Origin of the sequence: Paenibacillus sp. 2RAB27 (assembly GCF_052115445.1) — a bacterium.
Classification (GTDB): domain Bacteria; phylum Bacillota; class Bacilli; order Paenibacillales; family NBRC-103111; genus Paenibacillus_E.
Map to the genome: position 1 here is coordinate 188,941 of NZ_JBFRGR010000002.1, position 20,862 is coordinate 209,802.

20 protein-coding genes are annotated in these 20,862 nt (G+C 44.5%); 3 read left to right on the plus strand and 17 right to left on the minus strand.

Annotated features, from left to right (window positions below; translation table 11 throughout):
• Positions 1 to 23: 23 nt before the first annotated feature.
• From AB4114_RS03670 to AB4114_RS03710, 9 genes are all read right to left on the minus strand, one after another.
• Complete coding sequence (locus AB4114_RS03670) at positions 24 to 1,562, minus strand: extracellular solute-binding protein (protein WP_441987189.1); 1,539 nt, start codon at positions 1,560 to 1,562, stop codon at positions 24 to 26.
• 74 nt (positions 1,563 to 1,636) lie between these two features.
• Positions 1,637 to 2,518: a carbohydrate ABC transporter permease gene (locus tag AB4114_RS03675; protein WP_441987190.1), complete on the minus strand. Its 882-nt coding sequence runs from the start codon at positions 2,516 to 2,518 to the stop codon at positions 1,637 to 1,639.
• A gap of 11 nt (positions 2,519 to 2,529) precedes the next feature.
• Positions 2,530 to 3,495 (minus strand): ABC transporter permease, encoded by a 966-nt coding sequence (locus AB4114_RS03680; RefSeq protein ID WP_441987191.1) that lies wholly within the window; start codon positions 3,493 to 3,495, stop codon positions 2,530 to 2,532.
• Positions 3,496 to 3,586: 91 nt separating this feature from the next.
• Positions 3,587 to 5,389 carry a sensor histidine kinase gene (locus AB4114_RS03685; RefSeq protein WP_441987192.1) on the minus strand — a complete coding sequence of 601 codons (1,803 nt, stop codon included), beginning with the start codon at positions 5,387 to 5,389 and terminating at the stop codon, positions 3,587 to 3,589.
• A gap of 37 nt (positions 5,390 to 5,426) precedes the next feature.
• Positions 5,427 to 7,043 (minus strand): response regulator, encoded by a 1,617-nt coding sequence (locus AB4114_RS03690; RefSeq protein WP_441987193.1) that lies wholly within the window; start codon positions 7,041 to 7,043, stop codon positions 5,427 to 5,429.
• Positions 7,044 to 7,278: 235 nt separating this feature from the next.
• Entirely contained in the window at positions 7,279 to 8,262 is a 984-nt protein-coding gene (locus tag AB4114_RS03695) for a zinc-dependent alcohol dehydrogenase family protein (protein ID WP_441987194.1), read from the minus strand.
• A gap of 13 nt (positions 8,263 to 8,275) precedes the next feature.
• Entirely contained in the window at positions 8,276 to 8,623 is a 348-nt protein-coding gene (locus AB4114_RS03700) for a VOC family protein (protein ID WP_441987195.1), read from the minus strand.
• A 111-nt stretch (positions 8,624 to 8,734) separates the two neighbouring features.
• A complete protein-coding gene (locus AB4114_RS03705; protein WP_441987196.1) occupies positions 8,735 to 9,178 on the minus strand; it encodes an NUDIX hydrolase in 444 nt (147 codons plus the stop codon).
• 94 nt (positions 9,179 to 9,272) lie between these two features.
• On the minus strand, positions 9,273 to 9,503 hold the full coding sequence (locus AB4114_RS03710) for a hypothetical protein (RefSeq protein ID WP_441987197.1): 231 nt from the start codon (positions 9,501 to 9,503) through the stop codon (positions 9,273 to 9,275).
• A gap of 238 nt (positions 9,504 to 9,741) precedes the next feature.
• On the opposite strand from AB4114_RS03710, the gene AB4114_RS03715 reads away from it, so the two are divergent.
• A complete protein-coding gene (locus AB4114_RS03715) occupies positions 9,742 to 9,984 on the plus strand; it encodes a hypothetical protein (RefSeq protein WP_441987198.1) in 243 nt (80 codons plus the stop codon).
• Positions 9,985 to 10,594: 610 nt separating this feature from the next.
• On the opposite strand, the gene AB4114_RS03720 is transcribed toward AB4114_RS03715, so the two are convergent.
• From AB4114_RS03720 to AB4114_RS03740, 5 genes are all read right to left on the minus strand, one after another.
• The gene (locus AB4114_RS03720; protein ID WP_441987199.1) at positions 10,595 to 11,395 is read right to left on the minus strand and encodes a sporulation protein; all 801 of its coding nucleotides are present in this window, start codon (positions 11,393 to 11,395) and stop codon (positions 10,595 to 10,597) included.
• Between the two features lie 2 nt (positions 11,396 to 11,397).
• The gene (locus AB4114_RS03725; RefSeq protein ID WP_441987200.1) at positions 11,398 to 11,799 is read right to left on the minus strand and encodes a VOC family protein; all 402 of its coding nucleotides are present in this window, start codon (positions 11,797 to 11,799) and stop codon (positions 11,398 to 11,400) included.
• A gap of 265 nt (positions 11,800 to 12,064) precedes the next feature.
• Positions 12,065 to 12,865 carry a class I SAM-dependent methyltransferase gene (locus tag AB4114_RS03730; protein WP_441987201.1) on the minus strand — a complete coding sequence of 267 codons (801 nt, stop codon included), beginning with the start codon at positions 12,863 to 12,865 and terminating at the stop codon, positions 12,065 to 12,067.
• A gap of 130 nt (positions 12,866 to 12,995) precedes the next feature.
• A complete protein-coding gene (locus AB4114_RS03735; protein ID WP_441987202.1) occupies positions 12,996 to 13,262 on the minus strand; it encodes a CD3324 family protein in 267 nt (88 codons plus the stop codon).
• Positions 13,263 to 13,493: 231 nt separating this feature from the next.
• Positions 13,494 to 14,378, minus strand: coding sequence for a LysR family transcriptional regulator (locus AB4114_RS03740; protein ID WP_441987203.1), 885 nt, complete (start codon positions 14,376 to 14,378; stop codon positions 13,494 to 13,496).
• 116 nt (positions 14,379 to 14,494) lie between these two features.
• On the opposite strand from AB4114_RS03740, the gene AB4114_RS03745 reads away from it, so the two are divergent.
• A complete protein-coding gene (locus AB4114_RS03745) occupies positions 14,495 to 15,889 on the plus strand; it encodes an MFS transporter (RefSeq protein ID WP_441987204.1) in 1,395 nt (464 codons plus the stop codon).
• Between the two features lie 82 nt (positions 15,890 to 15,971).
• Entirely contained in the window at positions 15,972 to 16,844 is an 873-nt protein-coding gene (locus tag AB4114_RS03750) for a helix-turn-helix domain-containing protein (protein WP_441987205.1), read from the plus strand.
• A gap of 117 nt (positions 16,845 to 16,961) precedes the next feature.
• On the opposite strand, the gene AB4114_RS03755 is transcribed toward AB4114_RS03750, so the two are convergent.
• From AB4114_RS03755 to AB4114_RS03765, 3 genes are all read right to left on the minus strand, one after another.
• The gene (locus AB4114_RS03755; RefSeq protein WP_441987206.1) at positions 16,962 to 18,128 is read right to left on the minus strand and encodes a Gfo/Idh/MocA family protein; all 1,167 of its coding nucleotides are present in this window, start codon (positions 18,126 to 18,128) and stop codon (positions 16,962 to 16,964) included.
• 42 nt (positions 18,129 to 18,170) lie between these two features.
• Positions 18,171 to 19,262 carry a Gfo/Idh/MocA family protein gene (locus tag AB4114_RS03760; RefSeq protein WP_441987207.1) on the minus strand — a complete coding sequence of 364 codons (1,092 nt, stop codon included), beginning with the start codon at positions 19,260 to 19,262 and terminating at the stop codon, positions 18,171 to 18,173.
• Between the two features lie 78 nt (positions 19,263 to 19,340).
• Positions 19,341 to 20,369, minus strand: a complete 1,029-nt coding sequence (locus AB4114_RS03765) for a LacI family DNA-binding transcriptional regulator (RefSeq protein ID WP_441987208.1) — start codon at positions 20,367 to 20,369, stop codon at positions 19,341 to 19,343.
• Positions 20,370 to 20,862 lie beyond the last annotated feature (493 nt).

Here is a 20,862-nt window from a genome sequence, read left to right on the forward strand (position 1 = left end):
CATCTGCAGACTGCCGCACTGCCTTATTTACGAGTGGTCGCGTACCAGGTGTTGATTTCGTCGTAACTCGTTTGGCCGCCGGCTTTTTTGAATTTTTCTGTGAAGGCGTCGAATCCTGTAAGCTGCTCGCCGCCGACAATGATTTTGACGGCATAATCATTAACCATCTGATTCAGCTGCGCATTTTCCTTGGAGTAATTCGGGAAGTACGGCGCTAAACCGAGCGGATTCTGCTTGAATACTTCTGGCTTTTGCAGCTTGTTCAAGAATTCCCAGCCCTTGTAGAGCCTGTCATCTTTACGGACGCGTGCCTGCCAGTAGATCGGATATTTGGTTTCATCGATGCCTGTCAAATAGTTGCTGGCAGAGCCGCGCTCGTCATTGAAAATCGGCAAAATCGGATAATAATTTCCGTCTTTCACTGTATGGTGCGTGCCCTCTACACCGATCGCCATGTTTTTGAATGTGTTCGGTTCCAGCTTGGCGTCCATCCATTTGATCGCATCTTCCGGATGCTTGGAAGCTTTGGGAATAAAGGTCAGCCTATCAAATCCCGAAGACTGTGCCAAACCTGCCTTGCCGTCTTTGCCCGTCAGCGCAGGAATGTACGCATAGGTGGCGCTTGGGAAATTTTTCTTCAGCGCATCGTCAATCGACGGTATGTCGGCCCAATGCAACACGATGGCGCCTGCCTTACCATTTGTAAACTTCTCTTTCACCGTTGCGTCCTTGTTGATCGCAAACTCTGGATCAAGCAGCCCTTGCTTATAAAGATCGGTCATATAAGTCAAATATTCCTTAAAAGCAGGATTCATCGCGCGAGGAACCAACTTGCCATTCACATCGTTCCAATCGTTCACCATGCCGAAAGCGCCGACTAGGTTGTCGACCAATGGATTGTCGCCTTTAATAGCCATCGGAATATTTTTGGCTCCGTTACCACCAGGATCCTTCTCCTTGAACGCCTTGAGTACAACCAACAGCTCGTCAAGCGTTGTTGGGACTTTCAGACCCAGCTTATCCAACCAATCCTTGCGGATCATCAGACTGGTGCCGACTGATTCGAGGGTTCGCGTCGGAATGGCATAGATTTTACCGTCGACTTTGGCCATTTCCAGTGTCTCTTTGGACAACGATGCTTTGATGTTTTTACCGTATTTCTCAATAAGCGGAGTTAGATCGACCAGTGCGCCTTTTTTGGCATAGTCGGCATAGATCGCTTTGGAACTGCTGTCCCCAGCTGTCGAGACGATATCATAAGGCTCCGAGGAAGCAATCAGCAGATTGAGTTTGTCCTCCGGTTTATCGACCGGAAGTGCTTCGTAATTGACTTTGTACCCGGTCTTCTCTTCCAGCATCATGGCGATTGGGTCTTTAGCGAAGTTAGGGCCCAATCGCATAAGCGCTTTCAGTTCAGGCTTGGGGCCGGCAGTCGCTGGCTGTGTAGACGGGGCCGGGGTTGGTGAGCTGCCCTTCTCTCCTTCGCTACTTGCGCCACAAGCGGTAAGCAGCATCAGGCTGACTGCGACAGGGAGCGCAGCCCATTTCATCGTTTTCTTCATTTTTTAAACCCTCCTATATATGTTGTGAAATTTATCATTAAGCAGCGGTGGATTCCGCCGGCGTTAATGCAGCATTAGCCTTTGACGGAACCAATCAATACACCCTTAATAAAATACTTCTGAAGGAACGGATATACGAGAAGGATAGGCACGGTAGATGCGACTACGGTAGCGGCACGGATACTTTCCGGTGACATATTCATCAGATCGTCTGCCGACTTGTTGAGCGCATTCGCCGTATCGTTCTCCATCACGATATCGCGCAGATGAAGTTGAAGCGTTTTCAATAATGGATCGCTAATGTAAAGCATCGGACTGAAGTAATCGTTCCAAAAGCCGACAGCATAGAACAAGGCGATCGCAGCGAGAACAGGCATACTGAGCGGTAGAATGATGCGGAACAAAATCGTATGCGTTTTGGCTCCATCCATCCGAGCCGATTCTTCAAGTGCTTCGGGAAGAACTTCATAATAGCTCTTGATGACCAGCATATTGAAAACACTGATCATGGCAGGCAAAATGAGCGACCATAAATTGTTTAGCAAATGCAGCTCACGAATTAACAGGTAATTCGGAATAAGTCCTCCGTTAAATAGCATGGTGAAAACGAACAATACCATGATTCCCGAGATACCGGGCAAATGCCGCTTAGATAGCGGATAAGCTGTAATGGCGGTCACCAATATGCTCAATAGTGTCCCAACTACAGTCACGATAACCGAGATGACGAATGCTCGGCCAAATGCGTAGGAGGTGGCGACTTTTACGAGAGTATCAAGTTGAAAGCCTACCGGGAGCAGATTCACTCGTCCCGATACAAGCGCCCAGTCCGAACTGACGGATTTGGAGAACACGTGGATCATCGGCAATAAGGTAATCAGGCCTAACACGATCATGAAGCCGTAGACGAAACTATCTAATACCCAGTCGCTGTATGTTCTTTTACGGATTTGCATGCCAGGCCTCCTTACCATATTCCGCGGTTCAGCGTTTTTTTGCTGAGCCAATTGCCGGAGATGATGAGAATAAAGCCGACGACCGAATTGAAAAGGCCGACTGCCGTACTGAAGCTGTAATCCATCTTTCCGAGACCCATTCGGTAAACAAAAGTACCGATAACATCGCCGGATGCGTAGACGGTAGGGTTATACATCGTTAGGATCTGTTCTGAACCTGCATCCAGCACCATACCAAGGCGCAGAATGAGCATCAGGATAATCGTCGGCACAATGCCGGGAAGCGAAATATGCCACATCTGCTGCAGTCGATTCGCTCCGTCGATAGAAGCCGCCTCGTACTGCTCCTGCTCGACACTCGCTAAGGCAGCGATGAAGATGATCGCGTTCCAGCCGATCTCCTTCCAGCCTGCCGTGAACACGACGACACTTCTAAATACGTGGTTGTCCATAAAAAATCGTATGGATTCGCCGCCGAACCATTGGATGACGGTATTGACAAGTCCGTCAGAAGGGGACAATATCGTCATGAACAAGCCAGAGATAATGACCCAGGACAAGAAGTGAGGCATGTAGATAATCGTCTGGATGGTCCGTTTGAACGCTGGGAACCTAATTTCGTTCAGCAGCAGAGCGATCAGGATGGGTATCGGGAACAGCAACACAATCTTGTAAATACTGATGAGCAATGTATTCGTGAACACTTGCATAAATTCTGCCGATTGCATGAGCTTTCGGAACTGCTCCAATCCGACCCATTGGCTTCCTCTGATCCCGTCAAAAATGTTGAAGTCCTGAAAAGCGATTAAGACTCCGTACATCGGTGTGTATTTGAACAATAGCAGTAGAAGCAGCCCAGGCACCAGCAGTACATAAGTATCAAGGTTCCGCCATACCCTACGCCATCTGCCTTCACGCTTGCGAGAAAACTTGGTCTCCCCTGCCTTTCCATTCAAATGTGTGATGATTTCGCTCATATTGTGGTTGCACCTCCTGCACTTATGGCTTTATTGTACCTACAGGAGAGTGCGTCATATAGAGGGTAATCCGACACTTTCTAGTCATATCCTACTTAGTTTGTTCCTCTTGCATTGCCTTGAGACGAACGATCACAACAGTACCTTCGCCTAGACGGGAACGGACCGTCAGTCCATAATCGGAACCAGCCATAAGCTTGATTCTCTCGTTCACATTGTATAGACCATACGAGCTGCCGTTTCCTTCAGCATGCAGCAAAGGGCGCGAAGTAGACAACAGACTGGAAGCTAGCTGCTCGTCCATGCCAATCCCATTATCTTTGATGGTAATCTCAAGCACATCTCCGCACCGCTTCGCGTGAATGTTAATGATTCCGATTTTGCCTTTATTCTTGCGTATGCCGTGCAGCAGCGCATTCTCAACGATGGGTTGCAGCGTCAGCTTCGGAATGACGCACCGACTCGCCTCTGGATCCGCTTCAATGACGAACTCAAATGTGGAAGGGAAGCGGTTCTGTTGAATCTCCAAATAGACTCTCGAGAGCTCGAGCTCATCCACTACGCACACATGATCCTTCCCTTTATTCAGACTAAGCCGGAAATAATCAGACAGACTCTCAATCAGATGGCTGATATCATCGGCTTCGCGAGAGATCGCCAACCAATTAATGGTATCCAGCGTATTATAGAGAAAATGGGGATTGATCTGAGCTTGCAGCGCACGAAGTTCAGCCTCTCGCTCCAGCATTTTCGAACGGTAGGCCTCCTCCATCAAATCCTTCACGCGATGCACCAAATGATCGACAACTCGCTCAAGCAACCGAAAGTCGCCTCCCGGCTCCTCCAGCCCTTCAACACCTTCCGTGCGGATCGTCTTGACGACCGATTTGATTCGCCGGTTCATCCCGTTAATAACGAATGCCAATAACATGAACACGAGAATCAAAAACATGATCGTCATGCCAACGACCGTCGCTATGCCAGACCACTGACTTAACGTGGTTGTGCGATGCGTCAGGCCGGTCTTGGGCACCTCCAGCACGAGACGCCAATCCGCAGCTCGGATGGGTGCACGCACTTCAAACACCTCTACACCGTTATCAGACCGTTTGATGATTCCTTCATCAGATTCTCTCTCGGGGGCAGTCTTAGTGCCGATTACCGATTGCTCCGCGCTGTAAATGATAGTCCCACTGCGATCCACGATATATACACGACTTTGAGCTGGAAAATTAAGCTCGGAAATAATTTCAGTAAGCATTTTCTCGGGAACGTCAAGCATAAGCACACCAAGACTCTGTGAAAAATTTCGCGGATGTCTCAGTAATCGAGCACAAGAAAGAATCCTTGCAGGTCCCGAATCCAGATAGTTTTCTTCGTAGATGCCCGTCCACACGATACTGCCGCCAGCGTTCATGACCTCATTGTTCCATGGGCGAACTTTCAAGCTATCTAGCGGAAAAAGATTCAACAAATCGAATCCGTATAAATTCCCCGGATCGGTAAAAACACGCGCCCTGACAATGTCTGGTGCCGTTTGAACCGATTCGAGCAAATTGCGCAGCTCCTTTGACTGAGCGATACGCTCGATAATCGGAGAAGCGGGATCCAAATTTTCATACAGTTTATTGTTCATAAATATAGAATTGGATGAATTCTGCACATAGTTGAGCCGCGAGCTTAAATTAATACCTGCCTGTTTCAACGTCTGCTGCATGGTCTGGGTCACCTCCTCCTGCAAAATCCGGGAAGACTGTTCATAATACACGAACAACATCATACATACTGGCAGGAAAATCATCAGACCGTAGGCGAGCATCCACCTCCTGGCCGCCACAACGCCTTCCCACAAATTAGAGGGACGGATCCTTCTTTTTTGCAAAACCCCTCTCACTGGATCAACTCCTTATGAATGCTAAACACTTCTTCTCCTATTGTTGGTCCCGATAAGCGCTTGGCGTAAGTCCGGTCATCTTCTTGAACAGCTTGCTGAAATAGCTCGGATCCGTATAGCCGACTAGCTCGCACACTTCGTAGAACTTGATGCGAGGATCTACCAGCAATTCCTTCGCTTTCGCAATACGGACTTTCATCAAATATTCGTAAATCGTCTCGCCAGTCTCCTGCTTGAACAATAAGCTGACGTAAGTTTGACTGAGATAAACGTAAGCGGCGATCTCCGCGATGGCCAAGTTCTTAGCGTAATTCTCGGAAATAAACTTCTGAATCTGTTCGATTACATTACTCGATCGTCCGCTCCGCTTCTCCTGAATCCAGCAGCATATGCTAAATAGGTAATCGCTTACAAAGGTTTTTAACTCGGCCATCGTTTCCAACTTCAGGAGTCGATCAAGCGCCCAAGCTTCCTCCTCTTCTTTCTCACGGGTAAGCAAATTAAGGTCAAGCAGCAACCTGCCGGCGAGAGCGATCATTTGCAGTCCTACCTGCCTGCCGTACTTAAAGCCGTCCTTGCGAATTTGCGCCAGCGGCTCGAGAATGCTTTCCATTTCCAACTCCAATTGTTGCTTTTCCCCGGATTTCAGCACGGATACCAGTCGCTCACTCTGACTGCTATCGAACCGAATCGGACAGGCAGCTCCAACTTCTAAACTGTCCATCGTGATCACTTGATTCTTGCCCATGTACCACTTTTGGTCTGCCGCATCCCGTGCATGCCGAAAAGACGCTGGAAGCATCCGGATAGTATCGGCACGTTCGCCTACTCCAATCGTAACGCTGATATTCAGCCAGCGCTTCAGATTGTCGCGAATCTCCTCTGCCAGCAAAAGCAGCGTTGCTTCCGGGTCTTTCATCGGATCATCAAGCACTAACAGTCCAACGAATTCAGTAGCTCTGTTCTCAAATGCATACCCATGCAGGTACTGATCAATCAGTTCTTGAACGACGTTCAAGAGTGAGTACGACAACAACTGCTTGTCCCTCTCCGAACGACTACCTAGAACCTCCCTTGCATCGTCAATGGTTATAACGAGTACGAGATATGGCGTTTCAAACGGCAGTTCCAGATTGAGAAATGCAGCTCTTTCCCGCAGCACTTCTGGCTTTGCGTCCCCGTCTTGGATCAATGCCATTAGAAATTTCTCCCTAAGCAGTGGCATACTCTGGGTCAATTTGACCTCCATGTCTTTGAGGCGTTGCCGCTCCTTCTCTTCCGAACGCAAGTCTTGCACGACACCTTCAATAACCTTTTGGAGCTCAGTTCGTTTGACTGGTTTAAAAATATAATCGGCAGCATGAACCTGCAAGGCCGAACGCAAAAGGTTGGCTTCATTGTGACCACTTATAAATACGATTTTCGTCTCAGGGAGCCGCTCTCGAATCTCCCTCGACATTTGGATCCCGTCCATGACCGGCATCATCACATCGGTCAGTACGATATCGGGTTTTACTCGCTCGATCAGCTCCAGCCCCGTATCTCCATCGTCCGCTGTTCCGGCAAGAACAATCCCATAGTCGCTCCACTGGACGAATTTACTGAGCCCTCCTCGGACAGCAGGTTCATCGTCGACAATGACCAGTTTATACATAATTTCAGTCTCCTTATCCGAAATTGGCAGAACGATATTGAATAAAAATTACCTTCTATTATAAGAGTTTTTCGCTAAATACTGCAGGGGGAATCCTACTATTTCTAGTCTGATGTGACTGAATTTACGATCTTTTTTTGCAGGTCAGCCCGTTTACATGGAAAAGGCAGCTGATCGTCAACGACCAGCTACCTCAGTGTCTGTATTTAACAATCGTACATCGTATGAGGATCTATCATGTAAGTAGCACTTTCCCCTGTCGGCCCGATAGTTCGGCTATCTGCACCGCTTTTGTAATTTCGATTAACTTGTACCTCGCTTCAGCCTTTCCTAAGATGAGCTGCTTTTGACGAAGCAATGCAAAAATCTGTAGAAAGGAATTTTGCCAATCATCGACTGAGATACCTTGTAGCCATTGTCGCAAATGAAAAATTTTCGATTGAATATCAAGTTCAATTGCGATTCGCTTCCAATCCACTTGCTGCCCTGATAGCAATCCAATGGATATAAAGAAACCACCTCGTCGCACAGCAAGTGCTAGTTCGTATCCTTCTTTTCCACCGATAGAATCAATCGCAGCATGAACACCTTGCCCACTCGTTACGTCCATCACCGTTTTATAGACATCGCTCTGTGAACAGTTAATCACATGCCATGCACCTAATTGCAACAACTCTTCTGTATACGCTGAACTTCGCACTACGGCTATAAGCCTATATCCAAATACAACTGATAATTGAGCAAAAATACGGCCGATGGCAGAATTACACGCATTAACTAATAGAAAAGAATTGTTGGAGCGTTTAAAAAGCTCCTTACAAATAATCCACGCCGTGAGAGGATTGATATAGGATCGAGCAGCCTCATCGTCAGAGATGAAATTTGGCACTTCAATAGACAACGAAGAAGATGTTTTTACATATTGCTGCCAAGTCCCCTCTCCTCGAAGAGGTAATACACGCTTGCCAAGCATGGATTTTGACACGCTACTACCAATATCGATCACAGATCCTACGCCCTCATAGCCAGGAATACATGGCAACGAGATGCGGTGTCTATAAGCACCGCGGATCGGAATCAAGTCAGAGGGATTTATCGGACGAACAATCATTTCCACCAAAATCTCATCAGGCATTAGTGGCGTAACTTCTCGCTGTTTTACTTCTAAGACGTCTTGTGGTTCACCGAATTCATGGAAACAAATTGTTTGTCCATACATATGATTTGTCCCTTTATTTCTCCCAAAGTTCGATCAATCGTCCATCTGGATCTTCGATCCAAACAAACTTTCCATAATCACTACTCTCTTTTTTCTTGGCAAGAGGTACACCAATTTGCTCAAGATGTATAATCATCTCGTCTAGATTATCTACTTGGAAATTTATCATCACTTGTTGATCTAATGGAAAATAACTGTCATCCTCGGCAAAGAAAGAGAAGATAGTCTCATTTCCTAATTGAGGTTTTATCATAGTCCCATTCCAATTTTCTATTTCAAGCTTCAACACTTCGCTGTACCATTTTTTTATAATTTCAAGATTCTTTGTTCTCCAAAATATTCCTCCGAAACCTTTAATCATCGTACCTAACTCCTGTCTGTCATCAATTTTTTTAACTATTACGATTACATTAGATATTCGAGATTTGAATTCAACTTCCTTTTTCGACTATACTGCCCGTTGAGAAGGTTCTCAAACCAATTGTGACGGCAGCCTTAGCAAATCTGTTAATCCATTTGGATATAGTATCTTATCCCCTGAAACTAATTCTTCTTTCGAAACCCATTTTGCATAAGTAACCTTGTCCCCTTCAACTACAGTAAAATGTTCTTTCTCATATAAGCTCTTATCTTTAAAATCAACTACGTATATCTGAGTTATCTCGTGTCCTATATGATCATCTATTCTGAAGATATTTTCTAAACAGGTGATGTATCGTACTATAATTACTTCAACACCCATCTCTTCATTAAATTCTCTTAATAACGCTTCATCTGATCGTTCTCCAAGTTCTATTGTTCCACCAATTGGACGGTAGTAAAAACCTATTCCTTTGGAATGTCTTCCTTCTTTCTCCTCCAAAAGAATATAGTTATCTTTAATAAGTAAACCTAATGTATTAGCTCTTGGATGCATTGAAGTGCCCCCTCATTTGAAAATTTATTTCATCGATGATTTCATCAAAAAAAAGACCCTCAGCAACGGGCTGCGGATCATACTAGACTATCTCTTAAATCAGGCTCTTCATGCCCCGCAGCCACTCATAAAAACCATCATCAAAAAAGAGATCAGGGATGTACGTCTGCGTATAATTGCAATTAGGGCAAAGAAGAACCAACCCTTGTTCAAGAACCTTAGGGTATAATTTCTCGTGCTTACTGTTGTTACCGCAAGTGAGAGCGCGAACTCCATCTGCCTGCTGGTAATCCTTGATACGTTGCTTGATATCCTCTTCGTCCATTATTATCCCCTTCAATTTCAGCCCATCTATATGGGTATAATTATACACGATCTGCTCCATCACAACACCAAAATAATCTAAGCACAGCAAGGGTTAATCCGGTCTTCTCCTATGATCTCTTTCTCTTAAAAACTATTTTAAAAAAATCACTTATTTACTAGTAACTATGTACAAGCAATTGTTAAAATTTCCCTTATACTATATAGATTTGATATTCATATTTTAGGAGGTGTTTATTTTGTCAAAGCGTTCCTTAGTCGAAGGTGTATTGTCTCTACTTGATATCGAGGATATCGAGAAGCTCAAAGCAGAGTATTATAATGGTGATGAATCAAAATTATCATTTGATGAATCCCAGAATGAAGTAGAAAGAGTAGCAATGCTAGCGGAGTGGTTAGACAGCATCAATTGGAAATTTTTAGAGGAGTTTAAGATTGAAATCTATGACGGAACTAAATATAAAATCAAATTTTGCGACTAACTTGTACCTAAATGAAACATATTCACGTTATTAGTTACAGAGATGGCATAATTGTCGTCTCTTTTTGTTTTCCTACTCATATATCTCTAATCCGTTAACTAAGAAAAGGTAGCGTGCGATGACCGAACAGGACACTTCTCTTGCGCACAATATTTGTGCGCTAGCGTGCTATGACCGACCAAGATACTTCTCTTGCGCACAATATTTGTGCGCTAGCGTGCGACGAGCGACCGGGATACTTCTCTTGCGCACAATATTTATGCGCTAGCGTGCTATGACCGACCAAGATACTTCTCTTGCGCACAATATTTGTGCGCTAGCGTGCGATGATCAACCTGGATACTTCTCTTGCGCACAATATTTGAGCGCTAGCGTGCTATGACCGACCAAGATACTTCTCTTGCGCAATATTTATGCGCTAGCGTGCGATGATCAACCTGGATACTTCTCTAGCGCACAATATTTGTGCGCTAGCGTGCGACGAGCGACCGGGATACTTCTCTTGCGCAAAGTCTGCAAAATCGCCACCCTTATTTTAAGAAAAGGCAACCGATCCAATTGGGTCAGCCGCCTTCTTAACTTCATATGCACTTGTCGCCAGACAAGCTCGTTACACACCCAGCAAATTATTAAAAATGCCTCTGAACTGATTAGCCACTGCTGAAGTGCCTTCCTCCAGCTCATCGGCGCTGAAATAATAACGGTGATGGGACTCATCCATATCCATCATTTCTGCTAGGAGTCCGCTAAATCCACGCGCTTTGCGGTCAAATTCCATGAGGATTTTAACCCCATTTTCATCTGGGTAGAATACAAGCTCCAGCTCTTCAACAGAGCGGCTATATTCGCTATTTTTATAGGGGACAAATTCAAAATTCTGAATAAAGGGCAGGTAATAATTATGTTTAGGAAAATATTCGTTTTCTGCTTTATGTACATAAAAGCCCAATTCCTCCAACGCTTCGAAAATAGCAGATGTGTGCGGATGAGCCAATACTTCAATATTATCACGATCTGATGGATCAACCGCGTTGTCAATATCCATGCCTGTACGAATCCAGATCTTGCTTACACCAATAGAAATCGGTGTCTCATGCGGCAGCACGAATTGAAAAGGAATTTCGATCGATTCTCCCGGTTCAAAAACAAAACTCTCGCCCAACAGGATGTTGGCTATCACAACCGTTTCTGTCACCATACGATTCGGTTCGTTATCAATGGGTGAGGGCTTACGGTATTCGGTCATAATTTGAAAATAAATTTTGTCCACTTTCTGCTCTACACTGCCGCCTTTAGCGATAATAACGCCCTCTACCAGTTCACCTGGAATGAAAGCCTCCGTATGGAACTGTGTATCGATATCAATATTCCCGATCCCTACTTTAGCCATCATTTTCTTAAAAAAAGACATCGTTATTCCTCTCCTTTATTAAGTTTATTTCCCGATCCGAAACCGATTACATATCCATCTAAATCTTGAACCGAGAAATCTTTCCAAGTACCCCAATCATGTGCTGTTTCTTTAGGTTCTGAAACAATAATTGCCCCATTGGTTTTAAGCTCTATGAATAAAGCATCCAATTCATCATGATTTTTTATATAAGCATATGTATTCCAAGTACCTTTGTTAGGTCTAACGTCTTCTATATGGGTTGCTTGAATCAACTTAAATCCTAATCCAAAATTGTCTCGAATGGCCCAAAACTCGTTTACTTCGCATCCAAGGGCATCTTCATAATACTTTTTAGACTTTTCATAATTGGATACCAACAAGACTGTAAGAGAACTTTCAATCTTCGTTTTGATAACTTCCACATGATCACTCCCTTGGTTATTGGGAAATTCCCCCATATAAACAATAACGAATGTACGTTCGTTTGTAAAGAGTATCCACTAAAGTTTAAATCACTTTACTTTGATTTCTTTTTTCTAAAAAGCTTAATAAGTAAAGTCAAAATTGCGACCATGAATGCTACTGATATCAGTTGGGTAATTGCCGTACTCATTTCAAAATGCAATGCAATCCCTCATTTCAAAAATAACTTCAACTATTAATATCGTATATCTCCCACTGAACCTATTATTTCGTAGCATGGACCGATAACCATTGTGGAAGACCAGCCAATGTATTGGATTGCCAATTCGATAACTCTTCAAGCTCTTGCTGCGTTAATGCATCTACATCTTCTTTGGAGTCGTCAACCCAAAATGAACCATCTTCGGCATACATTTCTTCCATATGTTTGATGCTTAACCCTGATGACAACATAGCATTCAAAATGTCTTGTATACGCCATTTATATGTTGGAATTTCTCCGAATGGTCCTGTCACATCGTACGGTTTTACAGCTTTTATTTCCTTTGCAGCTCGTATACCAAAAGGACGTAAGAATGGGTGAATATCAAACATAATATAGGAACCACTGGGTTTAAGTATCCTATGTATATTATTGTACATGGCCGCTAAATCGTTGATCCAAACATGGACACCATTTGACGTATATACAAAATCATATTCATTACTATTTATTTTGCTTAAGCTCATTGTATCTTCACAAATAAATTCAATATCCCAACCATGTTCACTGGCTATATGGAAACTGTTTTCCAATTGCTTTTCAGAAATATCACATGAAGTTACTCTTGCCCCCAACAAATGAAAAGCAAATACTGCATGGTTGTCACCACTTGAAGGAACACATATGCGTTTATTTTGTAAATTTGGGAATGCTTTTTTGATCATCGAAAACGTTGTATGATGAAATACTGATTCAGGAGCCTTAATTATTTGTGAAATAGCACCATTACCTCTATATCTTTGATACCATGTTTCAGACCATTCGTTCCAACTATCTTTAATTATCGCAGTGTCTTTATTCATTCGGTTCCCCCCTCTCTAATTAAACTAAGTATATCAAGGTAGGTGGTTATATAGTGTGTACAAATCAATTAGAAATCAACTATTACATAAAAAGTCACACCAGAATAACCCGATGTGACCCTTCGGATCTTTATTTTTTCGAATAAATGATCTTTTTTATACTATAGCTAGAAAGACAGAAAAGATCAGAAAGTTGATCAATAGAAACACCAGTTGCATATTTTTCGCGAATCTCTTTATTCCGATCGTTCAAATATTTTCTGCTCCCTGAGCTTTCGCCCCACTTCTTATGCAATCCTTTGGGGTTTGGGATATAGATGATTCCACCATGTGTATACTTCTGTATTTCTTCAATTAATTCTTGTGGAAAAATGGATTCTGCATTTACATACTTCATTGTAGCTCTGCCCCTTAAAAAGTATTGTGTGTTTTAAGGAAGCAAAGTCCATTCTATTAAACAATCATCATATTCGTGCCTAGATGAACGGCGGCAAATCATTTTGCTCCATACAAACAACCGCCGTTGTTTATAGATCAGACTTTGCACGGAGCCAAACTTGATCGTTTACATTGTGTATGAAACAAATACTTTCCATAGTTCCCCCTTCTTTCGCCTTCCACCATAAAATCAAGCATTCCCAGACATCTCCTGAAAATAAGCGACCACAACTTCACGAAATTCCTGTGCAGCCCGGGAAATGTATCGACTTTTGTGCCATAATAAAGCAATTTCCCGCACCAATTCATGATCTTCGATGTGCAGATAGGTAATCTGTTCACGTGAGTTCCTTGCTGAGCTTGGTAGGAAGGCTATACCGATCTCGGCTTCCACAAGTGAGCTTAATCTGGCAGGTTCATTCCCCTCATACACATACTTCGGTTCAAATCCAACCGAATTACATATGGAGTCTACTAAATCGCGGGTACCGTAGCCTTTCTTTACACCGACAAACGATTCATTCTTTAGCTCGCTTAAGGAAACACTGTTTCTGGTTGCCAATCGATGCCCAAATGGAACTGCTAAGAGGATCGGGTCCATGCAGACGATTTGACATTCGATGTCCTCCCCTTGAACCGGGGGTGAGGACAAGCAAAAATCAACCTCACCGCGATGAAGAAGCGTCACCATTTCCTGCGTGGACAGCATTTGTACATGAAATTGGAGATGGGGCCGCTTTTTCCTGAACGCTCGAAGGATATTGGGCAAGGTGCTTGCGGCAGTAACCGCCAATTCAAGAGCACCATGTTCTGGACTTGATAAATCACTTAACTCCTGCTTCCCCTGCTCCAATTCAAATAAAGCTCGTTCAGCACGCTGTAGGAATCTGCTTCCGAACTCATTCAATCGCAGCTTCCTCCCGATTCGATCGAATAGCGGAACGCCAAGGTCCTCTTCCAAGCGTTGAATCGTTTTACTCAGAGACGATTGCGTAACATGTAAGCTCTGCGCGGCCTCGGTCATATGTTCCAATCGAGCCACCGTGATGAAATAGTGCAATTGAAGTAGTTCCATTGTTCACGCCGCCTCCAACTCATTCCTTCTAATCAATGAAATCATAACATAAAAGTCATTGGAATAAATAATGAATTTCAAGTACGATGACATCAGTAAACAGGGGGGTGTCAGACATGAATAATCGCAGCAAATGGTTGTTGATTTCAGTTGGATTGGGGGTGCTGTTGAACCCATTAAATTCTTCGATGATTGCTGTTGCTATGACAAGGCTGCAAAATGTGTACCGACTTGAATTTACAGAGGTGTCCTGGATCATATTTGTATTCTACTTGGCGAGTGCTGTCGCGCAGCCTGTCATGGGAAAGGCCAGTGATTTATTCGGTCGCAAGAAGATATTTCTTGCCGGGCTGGTTATAGCCTTTATTGCTTCCTTATTAGCTCCGCTATCGCCCTACTTCGGGTTGCTCCTTGTGTTTCGCATCATACAAGCGATAGGAACAAGCATGATGGTTGCGGTTGGCATGGCCATTGTGCGGATTCATATAACGGAGAAGCAAGCGACTGCTTTATCCGTCATGTCCATATTCCTATCTGGAGCTGCGGCAATTGGCCCTTTCATAGGTGGGATCCTGATTCACTGGTGGGACTGGCAGGCCATCTTCCTCGTCAATATTCCGTTCGTCGTGGCGAGCTATCTACTTGCGTGGAGGTTCATTCCCAATGATCAACAGGCAACATCTCTTACACACAAACTATCTTTTCGAAAATGGTTGGCTTTGATCGATGCGCCTGGGATTCTGCTTTTCACAGTGGGGCTTGTTGGGCTGCTCGTCGGGCTGCTGTCAGCCAAATCGCTTGGACACATCTCCATGAAGCATGTCATCATCGGTCTGATTGGGCTCGTTTCACTGGGGGCTTTCGTACGGCATGAGTTAAGAACGACAGCTCCCTTTATTCCTTTGCGCACATTCGCCAAATATCCGGCAATGACTAGGGTCAATATCGAATACATGCTCGTTAACGTACTCTTCTACTCACTCTTCTTCGGGCTTCCGTCCTATTTGCAAATGGTACGCCATGTCAGTGAGTTCCATACCGGGCTGCTCATGCTTAGCTTAGGTTTATGCTCTCTCGTCGTATCTCCCCTCGCAGGTCGATGGATTGATAAATCTGGCCCTCGACCAGCCTTGCTGCTATCCGCGATCCTGATGACACTTGGATCCATATGGATCGTGACATGGCAACCAACTTCTCCGATGATCAGTGTATGTTTGGCTTTAGCCGCGTTCGGGATTAGTAATGGCTTGAATAATGTTGGGATGCAAGCCGCTTTGTTTCAAAGCTCACCGAAAGATATCATTGGAGTAGCCTCCGGAATGTTCAATACATCCAGATATCTGGGTACCATTCTCTCTTCGTTATTAATCAGCATCGTAATGGGGGATACGTTCAGCGCGGGTGGTTTGCGAATACTCGGGATCATTCTCACAGTGATTGCCATGTACTTGATCGTTATGAATCGAAAACGATACGCATCCACGCCATTGGAAGCATCTATGAATTCGTAGACATTTCCGCAATGTTATTGGTTGATAACGACATCTACTAGGTATATGATGACATTATCCTAAACTAAGTAAGGGAGTTCCTATGCGTAGACCTGATATGCACGTTGAGAAAGGCGAAGAGTTTTTTGAAAATGGATTTGCAATATTCGTCAATAAAGTTTACGAACATTTCGATCTTCCTGAACATTTGCATGATTTTTATGAAATCAGCTATGTGTGGGAAGGGAGTGGCTTTCACTACATCGGAGATCAAACCATCCGCGTCAGCAAAGGCGATCTATTTTTCATTCCAATTGGCATCTCCCATATTTTCCGGCCCTCCTCTCCTCATCCGAATAAGCCGCTGCGAATAGGCAACTGCATCTTCGACGCATCGTTATTTCATTTTCTTACCTCCATTCTGCCAGAGCAGTACCACATGTACAGGTTCAATGATCTGGTCGCGCATGGCGGTCAATGGCTGCAAATGAGAGAACAATCGGGAGAGTTCGAACAACTGATGTCATCTCTATTCATTGAATTCCAACAGAAGCGGACTGGCTACGAAACCATGATGTGCGGACTACTCCTCCAGCTGCTCATCGTCATGGAACGCGCCATAGATCACAATGAAACTTCATCCTCTCCCAATCAGGACAGAATGGAAGCTGTCCTGCGGTCGATTCGAAGCCGATTAGCTGACAAGATTACCTTAGCAAGCTTAGCTAAAGAGGTGGGAATAGGTACGAGACAATTACAACGCATTGTTAGCGAACATACCCGTGCGTCCTTCTCGGAGCTGCTCTCCCATGAGCGAATTAACCAAAGCTGCCGTCTATTGGTTGATCCTTCCAATCGTGACCTATCCATTGCAGATATCGCCGCAGCCGTTGGGATTCAGGATCCGAAAAGGTTCTATCGTTTGTTTAAAGAGAAAACGGGTGTAACACCGGCTACGTATCGCAGGAGGAATTGAATGGGACGAACTCGCTCGGACGTATTGGGCCTCCTAGACCGGCTAGGAGACAAACGGATGTTGCTCCGATTGCTACGATTTACCGTCAGGCTGCACGAAACGTTACATCCCCTTATGTCATCCCATAGTCATCTTTACTCTCACCCATTGCTCCTTCGTATAACTATCCAATATGGCTTCCGTAATCAACATCGAGCGGTGCCCATCCTCAAAAGTCGCAAAGTTAGCCTGCTCTGTTAGTGGGTCTTTCCCTTCCCTAAGGAAAGAATAGAAGTGTAGCATCATATGCTTGATTGTGTCTGGCCAGCCTTCGTTATGGCCCCCAGGATGATGGATCGTTGAACGTGCTTCTTGTAAAAAGAGGGCTGGATCTGCCAATAGCACTTCATTCGCTTGGTCTCGATGGCCGATCCATAACTTTTCGGCTTCTTCTTGGTTCCAACATGCAGACTTTTTGCTGCCATTTAGTTCAAAATTAAGCTTATTCTTTCTTCCCGCACTCACTTGTGAAACGGAAAAGACTCCTTTGGCGCCATCATCAAACCGAAGTAGAACAGATGCATAGTCTTCCGTTACAATCACCTCATCCTCGTAGTCGACCGCTATGCCCCCTTGAGAATATGTCGTTACTTGGTGAATCGGTTTTTTCCTGATCGGAATAACCGTTGCCATATCGGCAAATACTTCAACCACTTTTTTACCTGTGACGTATTGAATGGTATCGCACCAGTGAGAGCCAATATCTGCAACCGCTCTAGATGCACCGCCAATTTCCGGAGCAAGTCGCCAATTATAGTCCGTTTCATAGAGCAACCAGTCCTGTAGATAACTGCCATGAATAAGATGAATATGCCCCAGATCATCCCTTTGAATCATAGAGGCAAGCTGCCGGAGAATTGGGAATTGTCTATAATTGAAATTAACGCCATGAACAATACCCTTGGATTTCGCTAGAGCCACTAGCTCTGCAGACTCTACACTTGAGATCGCCAGAGGCTTCTCTGACAAAATATGTTTGCCAGCTAAGATAGCCTCCTTATTAATTTGAAAATGAAGATAATTAGGCGTGCAGTTGTGGACAACCTCAATGTCCGGATCCTGTAGCAGTTCTCGATAATCTCCATATGCTTTTGGAATGCCTAACCGATAAGCTTTCTTCTCGGCTGAAGCGAGATTAGATTCCGCGATAGCCACAACTTCTACGAATCCCAGCCTTCTTATCGCTTCGATATGAGCAGGTCCGATAAATCCTGTTCCAATAATGCCTACAGTAATTTTACGCATATGTACCTCCTTTCAGCAGATAACACCTCAAAATCTAAACGTTTAGATTTTATTGTGTGATATCGCATCCAGAATCATTTTGAAAATGATAAGATCTTGCTTAGAATCTTCTGGGGTCGTCTTCGGTGTTAAGTCCTGCGTGATGACGTCGTACAGGTATTGCAGCTCTAAGGTATACGAGTCTGTCCAAGTAGGACGAATCACAGATTCTATATAGGTTTCGCCAACCGTTTCATGCACATGGAGCTTCGTTGGGAGATGGCGAATATACGGAGTATCGTATTGAACACGGACTGATTTATGCGTCGCATACACTTCCAAATGAGCATCGAAGCGTCCCTGAGCGTCGGTCCCCGTTTCGAACGTAACTGCAAATTGATCATAATCGAAGATTGCTGTCAAAAATAAACTACCATTGTTCGTTACTTTGGCACCAACGATCCCCCTCGGCATACCAAGCGCTTCACGCATAGCGGAAAGATCATGGCTAGATAAGCCGCACAGTAGACGATATAACTGACCATTAGGCGAGTCCGCGTCTACCCCCGTCGCTTCTTTCACTAATTTTTCACTTCTATGACGCTTATCCGCCTTCAACGCTTCCGGAATATCATCAAAGGAAACGACATGACTGGTTGGCTTAACAAATAGGCGATTCGGTCCAATGATATCCCTTACTCTTGCATATTGGATATGCTCAAAGCCACCAATTTGCTTTACCGCTTCCACGAAAGAAGCCGCGTATCTGCGCATATAGCCAACCATGATTTTCACCCCATTGCGTTGTTGGGCTTCAATAATGGCGTCAGCTTCGCTCTCCGTCAAACACATCGGCTTCTCGATCAACACATGCTTCTTATGATTCGCTGCTGCAATCGCACATTCCGCATGGTATTCATCACTATTCAACACGAAAACGATATCCAGATCCGGTTGCTTGACTAGCTCGGCAGCATCTGTGTATAGGTGTTCCACGTTATATTTGTCACCTAAATGCGCTACTAGCTTTGGCGAAATATCGCATAAAGCTGCGATGCGGAACTGCTTAGGAAGCGTTTCTAGTACGGGTAAATGAATCACTTGCGCGACTTCTCCAAGACCGATAATGCCAACATTTAATGTTTTCATAGTCATAGATAACTCTCCTTAGGGATGATGGGATTTTCAACGATCAAATCTAAACGTTTAGATTTTAAATTGAAAGCGATACAATTAGGTCTTGTATCCGCCTTTTGGGGAGATGGAGCTTTCGCGAACGACCACTGTCATCGGGAATCTAATTTTTCTTACCATGGATTGTCCGTCGGGCTGTTCAATTTGTTCAATGAGTGCCGCAACCACTGAGCCTGCCATCTCACCAATCGGTTGCTTGACTGTCGTTATAGATGGACTATAGAGCGCAGCCATAGCAATATCATCAAATCCTGCGACAGCAACGTCTTGCGGAACGCGAAGTCCTGACTCCTGCAACGCTTTGATCGCACCAATGGCAATTAGATCATTCGCACCGAATAAAGCCGTGAATTCGCACTTCTCCGCAACGAGCTGCTTCATTGTATGATAGCCATACTGACTGAAATTGTGTACATCCTCGGATTTGCCGTTTCTTACAAGTGTTTCATCGACTGGTATTTCTGCGATAGCTAACGCATTCCGATAGCCCAGCTCGCGACCAATTCCGGTAGATATAGAACCGATGTAGGCAATTTTCGTGTGGCCTTGTTGAATAAGATGTTCAACTACCTCTCTGGAGCTGTTCAAATTATCTCCCCACACGGAGGTGACCTCCTTATGGATCTGACCAATCGAAACAAGCGGAATCCTACGCTCCATAAACATCTGAATATAATGATCATCAGGAACACTGGCGATTCGCCCACTTAGAATAACCCCATCCACGTTTCTTTCCAACAGCGAGTTGATCGTAAGCTCTGCCGACTTCATCCCGGCCGTGCAAATCATTAACGTATATCCCCGAAGAATAAGTTCTTCTTGAATTTGTTCAGCAAGCTCAGCCCAATACTCGTTCGTAAGAAGCGGTACGATTAAGCCGACCGTCTTTGTCTTCTTCTTGATCATCGTTCGTGCTGCTTGGTCTGGGACATAATTCAATTTCTGAATAGCTAGCAGAACGCGTTCTTTCGTATTCTTCTTCACCTTGTCGATCCCATTGACGACGAAAGAAACCGTGGCAGTAGATACCTTCGCCTCTCTGGCTACATCCTTGATGGTAGCTTTCATTCACTCACACCCCAACAAATTCTAAACGTTTAGATTATGGTCGCACATTCTTCGTTTGAAGTCAATGATGAGTTTGGGAGCTAAGACAACTATCGTTTGCACCACCTGCTCTCGCGGTGAAAACCAGACTAACAATCGCTCGATTGTCTGAATCGTATTCCCAAGTGGTCAAAGATGCTAAAGTACACTTATTTTCATAGAAAAAGGCTCTATCGGATGAATGCATGCAAATAGGCCAACCTTTTAGATGGAAAAGTGCCAATTTGATACATGTCTGCAGAAATTGTTGCACTTTCACAAGCATTTCATATCGGGAGGGTAAATCGATGAGAAAGGTTGCACTTTTGCACTTTTGCACGCTTCATAGTTTTCCGAGCCGTTCCAACTTATTGTCCCAGTGGGCATTGATGATTGCCAAATCCAACGCGATCTCTGCCTGAATAGTATGCTAACTCCTTTTCCCCTTCACGATGGCCGCCATTCGTCTCATGAT